This window comes from Chryseobacterium sp. CS3K3.1, from assembly GCF_059515165.1.
The window spans coordinates 53751-72448 of sequence record NZ_JCAKRV010000026.1; the positions used below are offsets into that span (position 1 = coordinate 53751).

Annotated in this window: 17 protein-coding genes; 8 read left to right on the top strand and 9 right to left on the bottom strand. The window is 36.7% G+C overall.

The annotated features are described in order from the left end of the window. Positions 1–76 precede the first annotated feature (76 nt). Positions 77–3562 carry a glycosyltransferase family 117 protein gene (locus AC5YGI_RS20140; protein ID WP_496169459.1) on the bottom strand — a complete coding sequence of 1162 codons (3486 nt, stop codon included), beginning with the start codon at positions 3560–3562 and terminating at the stop codon, positions 77–79. A 222-nt stretch (positions 3563–3784) separates the two neighbouring features. Here AC5YGI_RS20140 and AC5YGI_RS20145 point away from each other — a divergent pair, with 222 nt between their 5' ends. From AC5YGI_RS20145 to AC5YGI_RS20165, 5 genes are all read left to right on the top strand, one after another. Continuing rightward, positions 3785–4822, top strand: a complete 1038-nt coding sequence (locus tag AC5YGI_RS20145) for a PLP-dependent cysteine synthase family protein (protein WP_330746519.1) — start codon at positions 3785–3787, stop codon at positions 4820–4822. A gap of 88 nt (positions 4823–4910) precedes the next feature. Next, the gene (locus tag AC5YGI_RS20150) at positions 4911–6182 is read left to right on the top strand and encodes an aminotransferase class I/II-fold pyridoxal phosphate-dependent enzyme (protein WP_171006283.1); all 1272 of its coding nucleotides are present in this window, start codon (positions 4911–4913) and stop codon (positions 6180–6182) included. Positions 6183–6248: 66 nt separating this feature from the next. After that, on the top strand, positions 6249–7127 hold the full coding sequence (locus AC5YGI_RS20155; protein ID WP_496169465.1) for a DMT family transporter: 879 nt from the start codon (positions 6249–6251) through the stop codon (positions 7125–7127). Positions 7128–7355: 228 nt separating this feature from the next. Then, positions 7356–8117 (top strand): hypothetical protein, encoded by a 762-nt coding sequence (locus tag AC5YGI_RS20160; protein WP_496169469.1) that lies wholly within the window; start codon positions 7356–7358, stop codon positions 8115–8117. A 151-nt stretch (positions 8118–8268) separates the two neighbouring features. Beyond that, positions 8269–10458 (top strand): B12-binding domain-containing radical SAM protein, encoded by a 2190-nt coding sequence (locus AC5YGI_RS20165; protein WP_330746521.1) that lies wholly within the window; start codon positions 8269–8271, stop codon positions 10456–10458. Positions 10459–10820: 362 nt separating this feature from the next. Here the strand turns inward: AC5YGI_RS20165 and AC5YGI_RS20170 are convergent, their stop codons facing one another. The 3 genes from AC5YGI_RS20170 to atpD form a co-directional block, all read right to left on the bottom strand. Next, positions 10821–11639, bottom strand: coding sequence for a hypothetical protein (locus tag AC5YGI_RS20170; RefSeq protein ID WP_330746522.1), 819 nt, complete (start codon positions 11637–11639; stop codon positions 10821–10823). Between the two features lie 78 nt (positions 11640–11717). After that, the gene (locus tag AC5YGI_RS20175) at positions 11718–11999 is read right to left on the bottom strand and encodes a FoF1 ATP synthase subunit delta/epsilon (protein ID WP_062674884.1); all 282 of its coding nucleotides are present in this window, start codon (positions 11997–11999) and stop codon (positions 11718–11720) included. An 88-nt stretch (positions 12000–12087) separates the two neighbouring features. After that, positions 12088–13596 (bottom strand): F0F1 ATP synthase subunit beta, encoded by a 1509-nt coding sequence (gene atpD / locus AC5YGI_RS20180; protein ID WP_062674887.1) that lies wholly within the window; start codon positions 13594–13596, stop codon positions 12088–12090. Between the two features lie 287 nt (positions 13597–13883). On the opposite strand from atpD, the gene AC5YGI_RS20185 reads away from it, so the two are divergent. After that, positions 13884–14804 (top strand): bifunctional riboflavin kinase/FAD synthetase, encoded by a 921-nt coding sequence (locus tag AC5YGI_RS20185; RefSeq protein WP_330746523.1) that lies wholly within the window; start codon positions 13884–13886, stop codon positions 14802–14804. 39 nt (positions 14805–14843) lie between these two features. Here AC5YGI_RS20185 and AC5YGI_RS20190 read toward each other — a convergent pair whose 3' ends face one another. Both AC5YGI_RS20190 and AC5YGI_RS20195 read right to left on the bottom strand, forming a co-directional pair. Further along, positions 14844–15335: a hypothetical protein gene (locus AC5YGI_RS20190; RefSeq protein WP_496169489.1), complete on the bottom strand. Its 492-nt coding sequence runs from the start codon at positions 15333–15335 to the stop codon at positions 14844–14846. Positions 15336–15417: 82 nt separating this feature from the next. After that, a complete protein-coding gene (locus AC5YGI_RS20195) occupies positions 15418–15771 on the bottom strand; it encodes an MmcQ/YjbR family DNA-binding protein (RefSeq protein ID WP_330746525.1) in 354 nt (117 codons plus the stop codon). A gap of 115 nt (positions 15772–15886) precedes the next feature. Here AC5YGI_RS20195 and AC5YGI_RS20200 point away from each other — a divergent pair, with 115 nt between their 5' ends. Continuing rightward, complete coding sequence (locus tag AC5YGI_RS20200; protein WP_202840627.1) at positions 15887–16543, top strand: NAD(P)H-binding protein; 657 nt, start codon at positions 15887–15889, stop codon at positions 16541–16543. Positions 16544–16671: 128 nt separating this feature from the next. Here the strand turns inward: AC5YGI_RS20200 and AC5YGI_RS20205 are convergent, their stop codons facing one another. Further along, positions 16672–17187 carry a VOC family protein gene (locus AC5YGI_RS20205; protein WP_330746526.1) on the bottom strand — a complete coding sequence of 172 codons (516 nt, stop codon included), beginning with the start codon at positions 17185–17187 and terminating at the stop codon, positions 16672–16674. A gap of 28 nt (positions 17188–17215) precedes the next feature. Here AC5YGI_RS20205 and AC5YGI_RS20210 point away from each other — a divergent pair, with 28 nt between their 5' ends. Beyond that, the gene (locus tag AC5YGI_RS20210) at positions 17216–17341 is read left to right on the top strand and encodes a hypothetical protein (RefSeq protein WP_330746527.1); all 126 of its coding nucleotides are present in this window, start codon (positions 17216–17218) and stop codon (positions 17339–17341) included. 66 nt (positions 17342–17407) lie between these two features. Here the strand turns inward: AC5YGI_RS20210 and AC5YGI_RS20215 are convergent, their stop codons facing one another. Together AC5YGI_RS20215 and AC5YGI_RS20220 are read right to left on the bottom strand one after the other, a co-directional pair. Then, positions 17408–17983 carry a glutathione peroxidase gene (locus AC5YGI_RS20215; RefSeq protein ID WP_110010221.1) on the bottom strand — a complete coding sequence of 192 codons (576 nt, stop codon included), beginning with the start codon at positions 17981–17983 and terminating at the stop codon, positions 17408–17410. A 34-nt stretch (positions 17984–18017) separates the two neighbouring features. Further along, positions 18018–18680 carry a LolA-like protein gene (locus AC5YGI_RS20220; RefSeq protein WP_202840629.1) on the bottom strand — a complete coding sequence of 221 codons (663 nt, stop codon included), beginning with the start codon at positions 18678–18680 and terminating at the stop codon, positions 18018–18020. Between the last annotated feature and the right edge of the window lie 18 nt (positions 18681–18698).

Here is an 18698-nt window from a genome sequence, read left to right on the forward strand (position 1 = left end):
TTTCACAAATATAATCTTAAAATTCAGGATTCCCAATAATAAAAAAAAACGGAACCGAAGTTCCGTTTTAAGTATTTTATTTTGTTGCTTTGATAATTGCAGTCGTAATCTGATTTTCCTTTTCTTTTGAATAGGTAGAATCATAAGGCTCCATCACATCAAATAAGTACTGATAGAAAGGTGTAATTTCCTGTACATTTTCAGACTCTTTCATCGCCTTATCTCTGCCCATTTCCTGAAGATCTTTGATAAATACATTGAACTTCTTGTCAATCGGCTCTATGGATTTTACCAGATAAGCATATGCTTTTTCTTTCTGTCCGATCTTTGTATAAGCATCTGTTACTGCAGAAACCACAAGAGAATATTCCATTGGTTTTGTTCTCATCTGTCTTCTCAGATAGCTTTGATCTGCTTTGGAAAGACTTAAATAATAATCATACTCTTCAAAGATTCCTTTTTTAAGCACTTCAGCAATCTGAAGACCTTTCTGCTCCTGTCCTGCAATAATGTATCCTGAAACAATTGAACTTAATGAACGGGGATCATTATATTTCTCTGCCGGAATTTCTTTGGCTGCAAGATCCAGAATTTCCAATGCTTTTGCTTTCTGTCCGCTTAATGCTAAAGCTGCTGCCGCTCTGCTTGCTGACATTCTGTAGCTGATGATATTGGAAGTAGCTGTTTCATCAAAGTGAGCATTTAAATTCTTAAAGTTCCCCCATCTGAAGTTTTTCACTACATTATAAAGAGAATTGGCATCTACTCGTCCCATATCTCCATCAGCGCTCGGAGGCGTCTGGATAGGAATCAATCTGTAACTGAATCCGTCAAACTGAAGGTAATCGTTCAGATAGAAAATATTCTCACTGTCATAAATACCTCCTGATGAGAAGTTGATCGGACGCTTCCAGTCGAAGTTCGCTAAAAGATCCATCAGGATCAGGTTGTTTTTATACAATGTATTTCCTTTGTAAGTAATCATGATCTGATTAGCAACATTCGGAAGATCTTCTTTGTTGATGATGCCTGCTTTTAAAGCATTTTCTTTGTTAACAGGAAGGATGAATTTGTTTACCGGAAGGATATTGTATTTTTCAAATTTCTCTTCCCCGAAATACATTTTCAACAATTCGTCTTTTTCAGGAGATTTGAATTTAATAAATTCAATTGCCTGTTTCAAGGTTAAAGAATCCTGAGTAAGATATTTTCTGAACGACTGGAATTCTGTTTCCGGAGCTCCCTGTTCTTTCAACATAGAGAAAACACCTTCCCAATCTTCCTTCTTCATCATATAGATCTGGTCGTTTACACCATCTCTGTAATCATCATGCGTCAATTGGCTAGGGATTCCCATCGCATTGTATGTTCTTCTTTTGATCTGATCCAGATTCCATGGAGTTGAAGCAAGGGTAAAGTTAACCACCTTCACATCATCCCTGAACTGTTCCGTCTCCTGAATAGCCCAAACCGGGTAAGTATCGTTATCTCCGTAAACGAAAAGGATATCGTTTTTCGGCAATGATTTTAACACTGAATACGCATAGTCGTATGCAGTATATCTGTTGCTTCTGTCATGAACATTATAGTTCTGGAAGCCCATCATGAATGGTACTCCTAATAAAACCACTCCCAGAGCAACATTAGCCCCGTTTGATTTTATTTTAGATTGTAAGAACCAAAGAATGGCTCCTGCCCCCAATCCGATCCAGATGGCAAATGCATAGAATGAACCTACCATCGCATAATCTCTTTCTCTCGGTTCAAAAGGTTTTACTCCTGTATAGAAAACAATCCCTACACTTGTTAAAATAAATAAAGATAACAGTGCATAGAATCTTCCGAAGTCTCTGTTCAATTGGAAGAAGAATCCGATCAAACCTAAAATTAATGGAAGGAAGAAGAATTTTACCGTACTTTCGTTCTTGAATTTAGCAGGCATTTTATCCTGATTTCCTACCGTAGCATTATCAATGAAAGGAATTCCGGAAATCCAGTTTCCTTTTGTGCTTTCCATGTTTCCTTCAAGATCATTTTGTCTTCCTACGAAGTTCCACATCAGGTATCTTACAAAGTAATATCCGTTCTGGAAAGTGATAAAATAATCCATATTCTGAAGGAATGATGGCTTCTGAACATTGATCAGGTTATAAGGTTTTACTTTCAGATAATCTGAGGCAGTAATGGATTTGTCTTCATATTTAGCTCTCAGTTCATCAAAGATCTGTTTTGCCTGCGGATTGTCTGCCACATCTTCATTCGCATAGTTGAATGTAAAATCAGGAGCACCATACATAGAAATATAGTTCGCCATTACATCCTTATCCTCATTAAACATTCTTGGCATTAAGCTCACCTGAGACTTGTTGAATACATAATTGAAACGGTCTCCGGTTTTTCTGTAGGTTCCCGTTTTTTCATCTTTTTCGTAGATTTCTCCGGTTTTCTGTGTCTTAAAGCTTCCGTCTTCGTTTTTCTCAATTCCGTTAGCATCAAGGAAAGCCGTGTAGTTTTGTCCGTAAATAGTTGGCCAGTCACCATACTGCTCTCTGTTATAATAATCCAGCATACCAATTGCTGTATCCGGATCATTAAGGTTCATCGGAGGATTAGCATTCGCTCTGATAGGAATAACCATCCAGCAGGAGAATCCGATCATCATGAAAACTACAGATAATGCAGCCGTCTGATAAATGTTTCTTTTTGCCTTTCTTGCATATTTAATTAAGAAGTAGCAGATCGCTACCATTAAAATAAACGCTGCAATGGTTCCTGAGTGGAAAGGAAGTCCAAGACCATTCACGAAGAAAATCTCAAGTCTTCCGAACATCGTCATAATCAGAGGGAAAATAATTTTGAAAACAATAATCAAAATTCCCAATGTGATAAGGTTTGCCCAGATAAAGTTTTTCCAGGTAAACTTATAATTTCTTGCATAATATACCAGACATACTGCAGGGATCGCCAGCATACACATCATATGCACTCCCACAGAAAGTCCTAAAACGAAGAAAATAAGAATGATCCATCTTTCACTGTCTCCCGCTTTATACTCATTCTCCCATTTGGTGATCAACCAGACCAAAAGCGCAATAAACATAGAAGCCATAGAATAAACCTCTCCCTCTACTGCTGAGAACCAGAATGTATCTGAGAACGTAAAGCAAAGTGCTCCCACAGCTCCGGCAAATAAAATAGAGATTTCCTGATGTTTCGTAATTTCTTCAAAATCTTTGTTCAAAAGTCTTCTCACAAAGTGGGTAATCGTCCAAAACAAAAATAAAATAGTCAGCGCACTGAACAATGCAGACATCGCGTTGATCACGATAGAATAGTTTTCGCCTTTCCCTAATGCAAAAATGGCTGCCACGGCACCCACTATCTGGAATAAAGCAGCTCCGGGAGCGTGCGTTACTTCAAGTTTTACTGCAGAAGAAATGTACTCGCCACAATCCCAGAAACTGAAATTGGGTTCTATGGTGGACAAGTACGTGAAGAAAGCAATAACGAAAATCACCCATCCTGAAACGGTGTTCCATTGCCTAAAAGTCCAATTTTTCATAGTATTAAATCAATTATGCGAAAATAAGGCTTTTATCTTATTTTATGCGGGTTTTAACAAAATTTAAAAATTTTGGCGTAGTATTTGCGATTATACTCGTGTCAAAACTGAAAATACGAAAATATTTTTTTACAAACTATGCCCCAGAAATCAAACAAAAGTTTAGTAATTATTTATTTTTTTGTATTTTTGCAGTCAGATTTTTATTGAAAATAACAAATAATGAGTAATGTTTACGATAATATTCTTGGCCTGATAGGACACACTCCGATGGTGAAGCTAAATACTGTGACAAAAGATATTCCAGCAACCGTTTATGCCAAGTTAGAATCATATAATCCTGGACATTCCACCAAAGACCGAATCGCACTTCATATTATAGAAAACGCAGAGAAAAAAGGCCTTTTAAAGGAAGATTCTGTAGTTGTAGAAACTACTTCCGGTAATACCGGATTTTCTATTGCGATGGTGTGTATCATTAAGGGATATAAATGTATTCTTGCAGTAAGTGATAAAACAAAACCTGAAAAAATTGCTTATCTGAAAGCATTGGGAGCTACGGTGTATATATGCCCGGCCAATGTACCGGCAGATGATCCAAGGTCATATTATGAAGTAGCTAAAAGAATCGCTCAGGAAACTCCTAATTCTATTTACATCAATCAATATTTTAATGAGTTGAATATTGATGCACACTATCAGACAACAGGTCCCGAGATCTGGGAACAGACACAAGGTAAGATCACTCACCTTTTTGCCTGCACCGGAACGGGGGGTACACTGTCTGGTTCTGCCAAATTTTTGAAGGAAAAAAATCCTGATATCAAGATAATTGGTGTAGATGCAGACGGTTCTATCCTTAAAAGCTACCACGAAACAGGAGAAATACACAAAGAAGATGTACATCCTTATCAAATTGAAGGAATGGGTAAAAACCTGATCCCTTCTGCCCTGCTTTTCGACAAGGTGGATGAGTTTGTAAGGGTAAATGATGAAATGTCCGCGTACAGAACCCGCGAAATCGCTTTGAAAGAAGCCATCATGGGAGGTTATACTACCGGAGCTGTAACCCAGGGATTGATGCAGTATGCCCAATCTCATGAACTTACAGAAAATGACGTAGTTGTTTTGATTTATCCTGACCACGGTTCCAGATACATCACCAAAGTATACAGTGACAAATGGATGGCTGAACAGGGATTTGTTAACAACTGTGTTCACAACTATGACGAAGTTTTCAAAACCGAGTTTATCAAATAAGAACGAATAAAATCACGATACAAATAAATAAAGCCTTTTGCGTATTCAGACAAAAAAGGCTTTATTACTTAAAAATTACGATACAATGTTGGATATTTTTGAAAGAATAAAAGAAAATCCAGGACCACTTGGACAATTTGCAGATTATGGTGAAGGCTATTTTATTTTCCCGAGATTAGAGGGACCTATCGGCCCGAGAATGCAATTTCAGGGGAGAGAAGTAATTTTCTGGAGTGCCAATGACTATTTAGGGCTGTGTAATCACCCTGAAGTAATAGAAGCGGATGCGAAAGCGGCTGCAGAATATGGAATGTTCTATCCAATGGGTGCAAGAGCAATGTCCGGAGAGACAGACCAGCACCTTCAGCTGGAAAGAGAACTGGCAGACTTCGTAAAAAAAGAATCAGCATACTTATTGAATTTCGGTTACCAGGGAATGGTTTCTACCATTGATGCTTTGGTAAGCAGAAATGATGTGATTGTTTATGATATGGATTCTCATGCCTGCATCGTGGATGGAGTAAGACTTCATTCCGGTAAAAGATTTACCTACAAGCATAATGATATGGCAAGTCTGGAGAAAAACCTTCAGAGAGCCACTAAAGTAGCCGAAGAAACAGGAGGAGGTATTCTTGTAATCACAGAAGGAGTTTTCGGGATGAGAGGACAGCAGGGAAAAATCAAAGAGATCTGCGATCTTAAATCCAAATATCAGTTCAGACTTTTAGTAGATGATGCCCACGGTTTCGGAACTCTTGGTAAAACAGGTGCCGGTGTGGGTGAAGAGCAGGACTGTAACGATCAGATTGATGTGTATTTCTCAACTTTTGCTAAATCTATGGCAGGTTTTGGAGCATTCCTTGCGGGTGACAAAGAAATCATCAGATATCTTAAATTCAACCTGAGATCACAAATCTTTGCAAAATCTCTTACGATGCCAATGGTAATCGGAGGATTAAAAAGATTGGAGCTCTTGAGATCGAGACCTGAGATCAAAGCTAAACTTTGGGAGAATGTTTACAAATTACAGAACGGACTTAAAGAAAGAGGATTCAACATTGGAGACACGAATACTTGTGTAACTCCTGTAATGATGCAGGGAACTCCGGTAGAGGCTACTCTATTGGTAAAAGATTTAAGAGAAAATTACGGTATCTTCACCTCTGTGGTGGTATATCCGGTCATTCCGAAGGGAATGATTCTTTTAAGACTGATTCCTACCGCTTCTCATACCGATGCAGAGATTAATGAAACTCTGGCAGCGTTTGAAGCTATTCACGATAAATTAGTAGGTGGCTACTACAAAGAGCAGGAAGAAAAATTACTGCAGGAACAAGGATTAAGTTTTAAACCGATTTAATCTTAAAAAAATAAAGAAAGCCACTGATTGATTCAGTGGTTTTTTTGTTTAATAACTATAATGCACATGAAACTTAGAGGTTACACACTGGGAATTTTGTCGGCCGTTTCCTATGGTCTGATTCCGATTTTTATTCTGCCCGTAAAACAGGCGCACTTTTCAATGGATATTACGCTGTTATACAGATTTTTCTTTTCAGCATTAATGGTGGGAGGATATCTGCTGTATTCAGGCGAGAGTTTTAGAATCAATAAAAAAGAGGTCTTAATCCTGGCCATCCTTGGTATCTGTTATGCCCTTTCTTCAGAGTTTCTCTTTTTAGGGTATGATTTCCTGACCCCCGGAATTGCCTCTACCGTTTTATTTATTTATCCGATTATTGTCGCATTGATCATGCTTTTCTTTTATAAGGAGAAGCTTACCAGATTATCGGGAGCTTCTTTACTTCTTGCTTTCGCGGGAGTTATTGTTTTATGTTTAAAAGGAAAAGGACTGGAAATCAACTTTGCAGGGTTGGGAATTGTCATGCTCAGTTCACTGTTCTATGCTTTATATATGGTTATCGTCAACAAGTCGAATATCAAGGTTTCCGGATTCAAGCTTACATTTTATTCAATGCTTTTCACCTCATTGTTCTTTATGTCCAAAGCGGTCACAGCACACGCATCGTTTGCTATTCCTTCAACAGAGATCTTCATTAACTTCCTTATTTTTGCCTTTCTGACTACGGTGATCTCCAGTCTTTGTCTGGTATATGCTATTAAATATATCGGATCCACTCCTGTGGCTATTTTGGGAGCTTTGGAACCTGTAGTTGCTGTATTGATCAGTGTCCTGATGTTTCATGAAAAATTCACTCTGAATTTACTCATCGGGATTACTTTAATTCTTTTGGGAGTTACCCTGAATGTGATTGGAGACCAAAAGAAAATAAATCATATCTAAAATTTTTATTGACTGATATACAAAATAATACAAAAGCCGGACTTCTTGATGAGTTCGGTTTTTGTATGAAATAATCTAATTTTTCAGCTCAGGAAATCATCAAAAAGAAAAATATTTGAAAAAATACATCTCTTTCTGGCGTAACACAATTTATCTGACTATATTGCATCAGTCTATTAACAGGTGTTTCCCCCACCGAATAGATAATGTATATACTTTTAAAAACCGATGAAAGAATTGCAAAAACTGACCAAAGACCAATTATACAAACAACTCAAAGAAAAATCAGAAAATCTATACAGCATTGCTCACGAAGCCCTGGAAAACAATTTTTTCAATGAAAGCGGCATAGATGAAGAAAGTCTTACTGAATTTCTCGAAATGCTGGATGATGAAACAGCAGAAAAGTTAAAGGACGCTTCCCTGTACATCAATAATGAAAATGATGCTCCTGAAATTGTTCTTATACAAAATGACAGCAATACTTCTCTGGAACTGATTACTTCCGAAGATGAAGGGTATAAAATCATTCTTATCGATGGTGATCTTCACTTATCGGAGAAACTTTTTGTGGAAGATTTTATTGTCCTTATTGTTACCGGTAATATACAGGCAGAAAATATCATCATCAACGGTTCGCTGTATTGCGCTGGAAATGTTACCTCAAAAGTATTGTTTGGTGCTTCGGGGAATGATAATGAAACCTACATCGGAGGAAGCATTATGACTTCACTTATTGCAGAAAACGGACATTACACTGTTGCTGAAGGCAATATTTATTCCAGATACTTAATCAGTTTTCACAATGAGATCACAGGCAAAACCGGAAAGTTTATTGAAAATATCAGCCTGGAAAAACCCAGTGAAATTGAATTATTAAATCCGGCAATTCTTGATGAGGACGGATATTTTGATGAAGATGCTTTTCTGAACTTTATCGATAACAATGCTACTGATGCTTTGTTTAATAAACCCGCTGATTTATTCTAAAATACATTTTCAAGATTGAAAATAAAACAATTGTGATAAAAAGGATGTAATAAAGCAAAATTTTTTCTGAAGACTTTTTCGGACTGCTTATAATCAGGAGAAAAAATTTTTTTCTAAAAAAACTTTAGAATAACTTTGCAAAAAATTTCTGTTGAAAGACCTGCTTCTTATTACTCCGCCTTTTACCCAACTTAATACTCCTTATCCTGCAACGGCTTATATTAAAGGATTTTTAAATACCAAAAATATTTCCAGTTATCAGGTAGATTTGGGGATCGATGTTATTTTGGAATTATTTTCAAAGGACGGAATACTCAAGGTTTTCAATAAAGAAATTGGTCTTCAGAACACCTCTGAAAATTCCCAGAGAATTTATGCCTTAAGAGAAGAGTATTTAAAAACGATAGATCAGGTGATTCCTTTTCTACAGGGAAAAACACCTACACTGGCAAGACAGATCTGCAGCATGAACTTTCTTCCCGAAGCTTCCCGTTTCAACCAGCTGGATGATATGGAATTTGCTTTTGGAAATATGGGGCTCCAGGATAAAGCCAAACATCTGGCAACTTTGTACCTGGAAGATATTTCCGATTATATTGTAGAAAATATTGATGCTGATTTTGGTTTCAGCAGATATGCGGAACGCCTTGGAAAAAGTGCTAATTCTTTTGATGAACTTTATTCAAAACTATCTGGTGAGCCTACCTTTATTGATGAATTTACGTTAAAAATTCTTCAGGAAAAAATAGAAACCGTACAGCCAAAACTGGTTTGCTTTTCAATACCGTTTCCCGGTAATCTGTATTCCGGTTTCAAATGTGCCCAATGGATCAAAAAGTATTATCCTCACATTAAAATTGCAATGGGAGGAGGATTTCCCAATACAGAATTAAGAGAAGTAAAAGACCAGAGAGTATTTGAATTTTTTGATTTTATTACTTTAGATGACGGTGAGCTTCCATTGGAACTTCTTCACCAAAATTTAGAAATTCCCGCAGGGGAAGGCGAATTTAAAAGAACTTTTCTTCTCGAAAATAATGAAGTTGTCTACAAGAATAATTCTAAAAGACATGACTTCAAACAGTCTGAAATAGGTACTCCCGATTATACAGATTTAAAACTGGATCAATATATTTCCGTTATCGAAATCGCCAATCCGATGCACAGTTTATGGAGCGACGGACGATGGAACAAACTGACGATGGCACACGGATGCTACTGGGGAAAATGTACATTCTGTGATATTTCTTTAGACTATATTAAAATCTACGAACCTATTTCTGCAAAAATTCTGGTAGACCGGATTGAAGAACTGATCCGTACAACCGGTGAAACAGGATTCCATTTTGTGGATGAAGCCGCACCGCCTGCCTTAATGAGAGAAGTAGCTCTGGAAATCCTCAGAAGAAATCTTGTGGTTACCTGGTGGACCAATATCCGTTTTGAAAAAAGCTTTACCCGTGATCTCTGCTATCTTCTGAAACTTTCAGGATGCGTGGCTGTTTCCGGTGGGCTTGAAGTAGCAAGCGACCGATTATTGAAATTAATTGATAAAGGAGTTTCCGTGGAACAGGTTGCCAATGTAACAAGAAATTTTACAGAAGCCGGAATTATGGTTCATGCTTATCTGATGTATGGCTATCCCACCCAAACCGTTCAGGAAACTGTCGATTCCCTTGAAATGGTAAGACAAATGTTTGAAATGGGAATTCTTCAAAGCGGTTTCTGGCATCAGTTTGCGATGACCGCTCACTCACCTGTCGGGATGAGCCCGGAAGATTTCGGTGTAGTTCCGGTAAAACAGGAAATTTTGTTTGCTAATAATGATATTGACTTTAAAGATAAAACCGGAATCGATCACAATAAGTTCAGCTTCGGATTAAAAAAGTCTCTGTTCAATTATATGCATGGAGTCAATTTCGAACTGCCGCTTCAGGAATGGTTTGATTTTAAAATTCCAAGAACAACCATTCATCCGGATTATATTCACGACTGTCTTTTGGAAGATGGGCAGTTTCAGTTGAAGACCAATTCCAAAGTTGTCTTTTTAACCAAAAATGTAATCGCTGAGAATCGCGTAAAAAATAAAAAGAAATATTCTGGTACGTATACGCTTCTTACATTCCACTTAAAAACCAATATTGTGAAGGTGGAACTGGAACAGGAAAAAGCAGAATGGCTGATGAATGTACTGGAAGAAAATGCTGTTGAAAATTCTAAAAAACCTACTATTCAACAACTTAAAAATCAATTTGAAGAAAATTTCGATGATTTTGAGCTGTTCTGGTTCTCAAAACCAATGCAGCAATTGAAGGAAAACGGGGTGATTTTAAGTTTATAAAAAATTCCGTTTTTTTCTCAGGAATTTTTAAAATTGGTGAATTTTCCGTGAATTCTTATTTTTCTGAATGAATAAGACTTGTTTTGATTAAAATATAATCTCTCACAGATTTCACGGATTACACAAATTCAAATTTTTATTTAAGAGAATAAAATCTTCTATTTTTATACTAAGGAATCAAAAACCAATTTCTAGCTGCCATAGATAAACCGGCAAAATATTCCCCTCCTCCGGAGGGGTGGCAAAACATTCAAAGAATTTTTGACGGGGTGGTTTTAAAGTTTTGGCTAAAGCCGGATGAATTTGATCCATAATAAAAAAACGGGCTAAAGCCCGTTCCTATCGATAAAATCTGTATTACATTAATTAGGGGTCTCTTTTGAAACAGTACCTACGTTTACTTTTTCCTGTATTTTGATAAAATTGGGATCCATAATCGCCATACGCTCAGCCAATGCTTTGTAGGTCGGGAATTTCAGGATTGAAGCTCTTCCGGACATTTCTCTGTAGATGGTAAAAGACTTTCCTCCCGCTGTTTTCAGCTGTTTTGTTGTGGTAATATACCTTCCGATAAGTTTACTTTTAGCATCATAAATTTCAATATCAATAGGTGTTTTGTCCATAATGGTATCTTCCGAACCAAAACTTACCGGCAGATTGGTAAAATATCCCACCGGAACGCCATTACTAAGGATCTCTCCCACTTTATTGACCTCAATATTCATCTTGTCTATTTTCTTTCTGATTGCATAAGCATCTTTTGTCTTAGCATCCAGCTTCCTTTTGGGAACATTTGAAAAAAGCTCATCCAGGTTTTTAACATTGATCCCTTTGTTATCAATAATTTTAAGATCTTTAACTGAGGTAAAGACGGCAGATTTTTCTTCTCCGGAAAATGCAGAAGGTGACGAGTAATCAATTTCGATGGTTTTGTCCCTGTTATATACTCTGTTGACCATGATATAACTGTCGCGAACAGAATCCACGATGCTTTTATCAATGAATTTAATCGTATACATCGGGGTCTCTTTAAGATCCATAAACGTATATTCGCTGGATTTGTTGGAGAGCTTAGCTACCGGAATACCGTCAAGATTAATAATTCCTCTTTTGGTTTTGATATTCTGGGCATGGAGGAAAACACCCAGAACTGTAAATAATATGATTATGCCTCTCTTCATACAATCAGACTTTTACAAATAAAAAAAGTGTAACACAAAGTTACACTTTCTTGAAAATATATTTAGCTTTTCATTTAATTATTCACAAAGGATAATTCCTTTATTATGATTAAATTCTACAACACCGCTTTTGATAGCATAAGCAAAAACAGAGTCTTTTCCGGCTTCTTTAGTGAAGTTTTTAGCATAAGCCTCATCAATAGAATTAGCAAAAAGCTTTACATCACCTCCGATTAAAGAAGAAACAATTCCTGCGTGGTTTTTCATGATGTGAAATTCACCATTTTTTCCAGGCAATAATACTGAGTCTACTTCTCCTTCAAAAACTACGTATTCTGGTGTTAAAATTTTTATATTCATTTTAATTTAGATTTGAAGATTTCAGATTTCAGATTTCAGACAACCTTAAAGTCTCATGTCTGGTATCTGTAATCTTTATGTCTAATTATTAAGCGTTTTCAGCTAACATTTTTTGTCCTGCTTCGATAGCTTCTTCGATAGTTCCTTTCAGGTTGAAAGCTGCTTCTGGTAAGTGATCTAATTCACCATCCATAATCATGTTGAATCCTTTGATTGTATCTTTGATGTCTACCAATGATCCTGGGATACCTGTAAACTGCTCTGCTACGTGGAAAGGCTGAGATAAGAATCTCTGAACTTTTCTTGCACGGTATACAACAGCTTTATCTTCTTCAGAAAGTTCTTCCATACCAAGGATTGCAATGATATCCTGAAGTGCTTTATATCTTTGAAGGATCTCTTTTACTCTTTGAGCACAGTTGTAGTGATCGTGACCGATAACTTCAGGAGCAAGGATTCTAGAAGTAGAAGCTAGTGGATCTACCGCTGGATAGATACCTAATGAAGCAATCTTTCTGTCAAGTACCGTAGTTGCATCCAAGTGAGCAAACGTAGTTGCAGGAGCCGGGTCAGTTAAGTCATCCGCAGGTACGTATACCGCCTGTACTGAAGTAATTGAACCATTTTTAGTTGAAGTAATTCTTTCCTGCATCGCACCCATTTCAGAAGCTAGCGTTGGTTGGTAACCTACCGCTGATGGCATACGACCAAGAAGTGCAGATACCTCAGAACCAGCCTGTGTAAAACGGAAGATGTTGTCTACGAAGAAAAGTACGTCTCTACCTTGTCCGCTTTCTCCACCGTCTCTGTAGTACTCAGCCAATGTAAGACCAGAAAGTGCTACTCTCGCTCTTGCACCTGGCGGCTCGTTCATCTGTCCGAAAACGAATGCAGCTTTTGAATCTTTCATAGCTTCTAAGTCTACTTTAGAAAGATCCCAGCCTCCGTTTTCCATAGAGTGCATGAAATCATCACCATACTTGATAATACCTGATTCCAACATCTCTCTCAAAAGGTCATTTCCTTCTCTCGTTCTTTCACCTACTCCGGCGAATACAGAAAGACCTCCGTGTCCTTTTGCAATATTGTTAATCAACTCCTGGATCAATACTGTTTTACCTACACCGGCACCACCGAACAATCCAATTTTACCTCCTTTTGCATAAGGCTCAACTAGGTCGATTACTTTAATACCTGTAAATAAAACTTCTGCTGAAGTTGATAATTGATCAAATTTTGGAGCTGGTCTGTGAATTGGAAGACCACCATCCTTAGAAATATCTTGAAGTCCGTCGATAGCATCACCAACAACGTTGAATAGTCTTCCGTTTACAGCCTCTCCGATAGGCATCATAATAGGATTTCCGTATCCAATTACGTCCTGCCCTCTTTTAAGACCGTCAGTAGCGTCCATTGCGATACATCTTACTGTATCTTCGCCAATATGTTGTTCTACCTCTAAAACTACTTTTTCACCGTTTTCTTTTGTAATTTCTAACGCGTCATAGATTGCTGGAACAGCTTCCACATCTGTGAAGACAACGTCGATTACCGGACCAATAATTTGAGAAATTTTACCTTTAATTTGGTTTGCCATTGCTAAATTTTTTCTTGGTGCAAATATAGTGATTCTTCATAAACCCGCAATTGGTAAAAAAAAGATTTTTATCATGCTTTTGAAGAGAGGAAGGAGTTTGCTATTTACTATGTAAAATTCAATATTTATCATTATATTTAACAGCAAATATGCAATTCATTACTTTGTCATTATTATCATACAATATAATGCAGGATATTTTCAGAATTTTTCATTTTTAAATTTTCAGGTTCTCTCCGTTACATTAAAAATAAAGGTTTTATATTTGCAATCAAAATTTTTCCGTTTTGAAAGTTTTCAAGAATTTTACAGATTACTCCTCACAGAAGCCTCTAGCGTTGTCTTTAGGAATGTTTGACGGGGTACATCTCGGGCACAAGAGTATTATCGATGAACTGACTAAAATAGGTACAGAAAATAATCTGGAAACTGCAATCCTTACCTTCTGGCCGCATCCAAGATTTGTTTTTAATCCGAATGAAGATTTAAAGCTTCTGAATACACTGGAGGAAAAGAAACAACTTGTAGAGAAATATGGCATTGATAATTTGTTCCTGAAAGAATTTGATGAGGAATTCAGAAATTTAACCGGAGAAGAATTTGTACGTCAGATTTTAGTTGATAAACTTAATGTAAAGTATCTTATTATAGGCTACGATCATTCTTTTGGAAAAAACAAAAGCGGAAATTTTGAGCTTCTTCAGAAATTATCAAAAGAACTTGATTTTGAAGTAGAACAGATGGAAGCCATCAACATTCATGAAAACAATATCAGCTCCACAAAAGTGCGTAATGCGCTTTTAGCAGGAAATGTTAAAGAAGCAAATGAAATGTTGGGCTACTTCTACTCTGTTTCCGGAACTGTAGTTCATGGGAAAAAGATCGGAAGAACCATCGGATATCCCACAGCTAATATTGATACCGAATCGATCAAGCTGTTGCCTAAAAAAGGAGCTTATATTGTAGAAGTATTTGTAAAAGGCAACCAATATAAAGGAATGCTGAGCGTGGGAACCAATCCTACGGTAAACGGTGAAAAACTAACTGTGGAAGTTTATATCCTTGATTTTGATGATGATATTTATGGAGAAAAGATTACGGTAAGTTTCAGGGATTTTCTTCATGATGAAATCAAATTTGAAGGTCTGGACAAATTGATTGAAAGACTGGATGAGGATAAAAGAATAACAGAAAAATTTGATTTCTAAATATAGAGAAAGGCTATTCGGTGAGAATAGCCTTTTTGTTTATTTTAGTACTTTTAAGTAGATTTTCTGGGTTTCATTATTCAGTTTCACATTCGGGAACTGCTTGTCATAATCAATAAAGATATCTCCTTTCTGATCTGCTTTTCCGTTTCCATCAGAGTCCCAGCTTATGGTTACATAATATTTTGCAGGCCCTGTAGGTTTTGGATTAATCTTGCTTTCAGCATCTTCAGGTATTGGCAGATTGATGGTGAAAGGTATTGATTTCTGTTCATATTCCTGTTCTGTGATTAAAGTAGCAGGAGCATCAGCCAGTTTTTCGTCCATTCCATATAAGCTCACTTTCAGCCGTGCATTTGTAATGGTAAATGCGTCTGTCCCTGAAAATTCTAATTTAAGAGTTTCGGGAGATTTTTCAGGGGCTGATACAGCAGAAGTGTTTTTTTCGGTAGTGTTCTTATTTACCGGCTTGGTGCAGCCTGACAGCATCAATGTTCCGGCTGCTGCGAATAATAAAAGGTGATTTCTCATTTGTTATTTATTTTATTAATGTCAAATATATTATTTCACCAGTAATAGATAACAAATCCCGTACCTCAATTTATTTTATTTACTATAATGAATTGACTTGATTCTGCGCCTTTTTAGTCAGAGATTTGAAAACCAGCTCGTAGGATTGATCAATGAGTTTAAAGATCAGATCTCTTTTCAATCCATCTACAGTTACAGAATTCCAGTGGGTTTTGTTCATGTAATAGGCCCCCGAGATCTGCGGATATTGCTCACGAAGCTCTGCGCTCCATTCAGGATCTGTTTTTACATTAATGGCCAACGGCTGTCTCTCAAGTCCCATCAGTAAAAACATTTTGGTGTCTACTTTCATCACCAGAGTTTCGTTATCAAACGGAAAACTTTCTGTAACTCCTTTTTTGGCAAGACAGTAATCTAAAATTTCGTTGGCATCCATGTTCAATATAAGTAATAAGTGATAAGTAATAGGTAATGATCAAATTAATTCTTTAATCTTTGATTCAAATTTAGTAAATTTAAGAAAGAAATAATCTCACAAAACCGCAATTATTATGAAAGCTCTGGTAATAGGTGCTACAGGTGCCACAGGAAAAGATCTTGTCAATCAGTTACTGAATGACAAAGAGTTTGATGAAGTGGATATCTTTGTCAGAAAGCCTGTTGATATTCAAAATGACAAGCTTAAAGTTCATGTGGTGAATTTTGAGAAGCCGGAGGAATGGAAAAATATGGTAAAAGGAGATGTTGCCTTTTCCTGTCTTGGAACAACTTTAAAAGATGCCGGAAGCAAAGAAGCCCAAAAGAAAGTAGACTTTGATTATCAGTATGAATTTGCGAAAGCAGCGAAAGAGAATGAGGTGGAAGATTATATTCTGGTATCAGCCTACGGAGCAAATCCACAGTCTAAAATTTTCTATTCCAAAATGAAAGGCGAACTGGAAGAAGCTGTAAAACAATTGCATTTCAACAAGATCACTATTTTTAAGCCGGGAATGCTGGAACGAAAAGATTCTGAAAGAACCGGAGAAGTATTGGGAAGCCGCATCATCAAATTTGCTAATAAATTAGGGCTATTAGAAAGTCAGAAGCCCCTGCCAACCGATATTCTGGCAAAAGCTATGATTAATTCTTCGAAAATAAAAAGTAACGGTTACTCCAGTATCAAGCTGGGAAATATTTTCTGTTTTGCGGAAAAGAGCAATGAATAGTTAAAAGATTCGGGATGCGTGATTCGGGATTTCGGGATGCGGGGTAATATGTTTCGTGTTAAAGGGGAAAAACTCCTTATTGATTCCCTTAAGTTTAAGCTCCCAATACTGCTACCTGTAATGTATTCCTATTTTGTAGTCTTGCTGCCCATTTTCTGTCCTAATTTTTCATATTCAATATCATTAGGCTCCCAAAGTTCTATTTTATTGCCCTCAATATCCATAATGTGGATAAACTTTCCATATTCATAAGTCTCAATCTTATCTACAACGGTTACATTTTCTTTCTTCAACTGTTCAACAAGTTTTTCAAGGTTATCCACCCTGTAATTGATCATGAAATCTTTCTCCGAAGGCTGAAAATATTTAGTCTTTTCACTGAAAGGGCTCCACTGGCTGAATCCTTTTTTAGAATTATCACTACCCTGAAACCATTCAAATACAGCTCCATACTGATTGGTACTGAGTCCCAGATGATTTTTGTACCACTCTCTCATTTTCTCAGGATCTTTACATTTAAAAAAGATACCGCCAATACCGGTAACTCTTTTCATATCGTCAGACTTGTTTTCTGTAACGGCCTTAAAAGCAAATCCTAACATAAACGAAGCCACGATACAAAGGGTAAAAATTATTTTTTTCATAAGATATATTACAATTTAAAAGGACTATATGCAATTTGATGCCATTGCCATTCTGACGAAGGAAGAACCTTATGGAAAGTCCGGATTCTTCATTTCACTGCGTTACATTCAGAATGACAGAGTCATAATAAATAAGATAGCAGTATTAATGTAAAATTGTATAATTACCAATTTTAAAATAAAAAAGTGGATGTTAACACCCACTTATAAAAAATATTTCTTATTTCAGATACTTTGTAATAGCCTCATCAGTAGGCTTTGTAGTACTTACAAAAGAATCGATGAGTTTTCCGTTTTCATCTACCAGGAATTTGGTGAAGTTCCAAAGGATGGTTGTGTTCTTTACTCCGTTCAATTCCTTTTCCGTTAAGTACTTGAAGATGGGAGCGGTATCATCTCCTTTCACGGAAACTTTGGCTGCCAAAGGGAACGTTACTCCGTAGTTTTTCTGGCAGAAAGCACCGATTTCCGTGTTGGTCCCAGGCTCCTGGCCCCCGAAATTGTTTGCAGGGAAACCTACTACAACCAGTTTATCTTTATATTGTTCGTACACCTTTTCAAGATCTGCGTATTGGGGTGTAAACCCACATTCTGAAGCGGTATTGACAATCAGGATTTTTTTCCCTTTGAAATCTGCAAAATTGATTTCTTTACCGTCAAGACTTTCTACTTTAAAGTCATATATTGTTTTTCCCATAAGTTCTGTGGTTTTAGCTTTAGAAATTTCACTTTTCTGGTTGGTGCAGCTTTGCAGGAATGCCATGAAAGAAAGCAGCAGTAAAAAAATCTTTTTCATTTCTTATAATTTTATGCAGCAGGCTGCAGTTGATTTAAAACTTAAAAATATTAGCCGGAAAAACTTTATTGATATCGATTCTGTTTAATAACATCACATAATCTCCGTCTTTTTTGGGACTTGAAGATTCGATTCTGAAGGGCATGATAATGTTCCCAACTTTTTTGAAATCAGAATAGATCAGTGTCTCATCTTTTTTCACTTCTTTAATCAGCATATACGTTTTTGTATCAAAATAGTACATGTTCTTATTTACATTCTTGGTAAGCTGTACCTTATGGCAGTAGATCTCTCCTACTTTTTCTTTTCCAAGATATTTGGCGTCAAATCCTTTATTTTCCCAATCAATGAAATCATTATCAAAACTTTCCGGCACATATTCAGGATATTCCTGAAGTTTGTTGGCCGCATAGTTCATTGCATATCCTTTGGTACCATCAAAACCTTCAATGGCTGTTTCTTTCCCTCCGGTGGTAATCAATGTTTTAGTAAGATTCGGACGCTGCTGAAAAATTCTTATCGGATATTCATCTTTGACACCCAGAATTACTTTTCCCTGAAGCAATACTGAGTTTAACAGTTTCCAATTGGTTAAACCTCCGGATAATTCAATGTTTTTGTCAATAATTTCCTTTGCGGTCTGTCCGAATATCACGTGCGAAAATATCAGTCCAAATACTAATAATAACTTCTTCATTAATTTTATTTATAAATT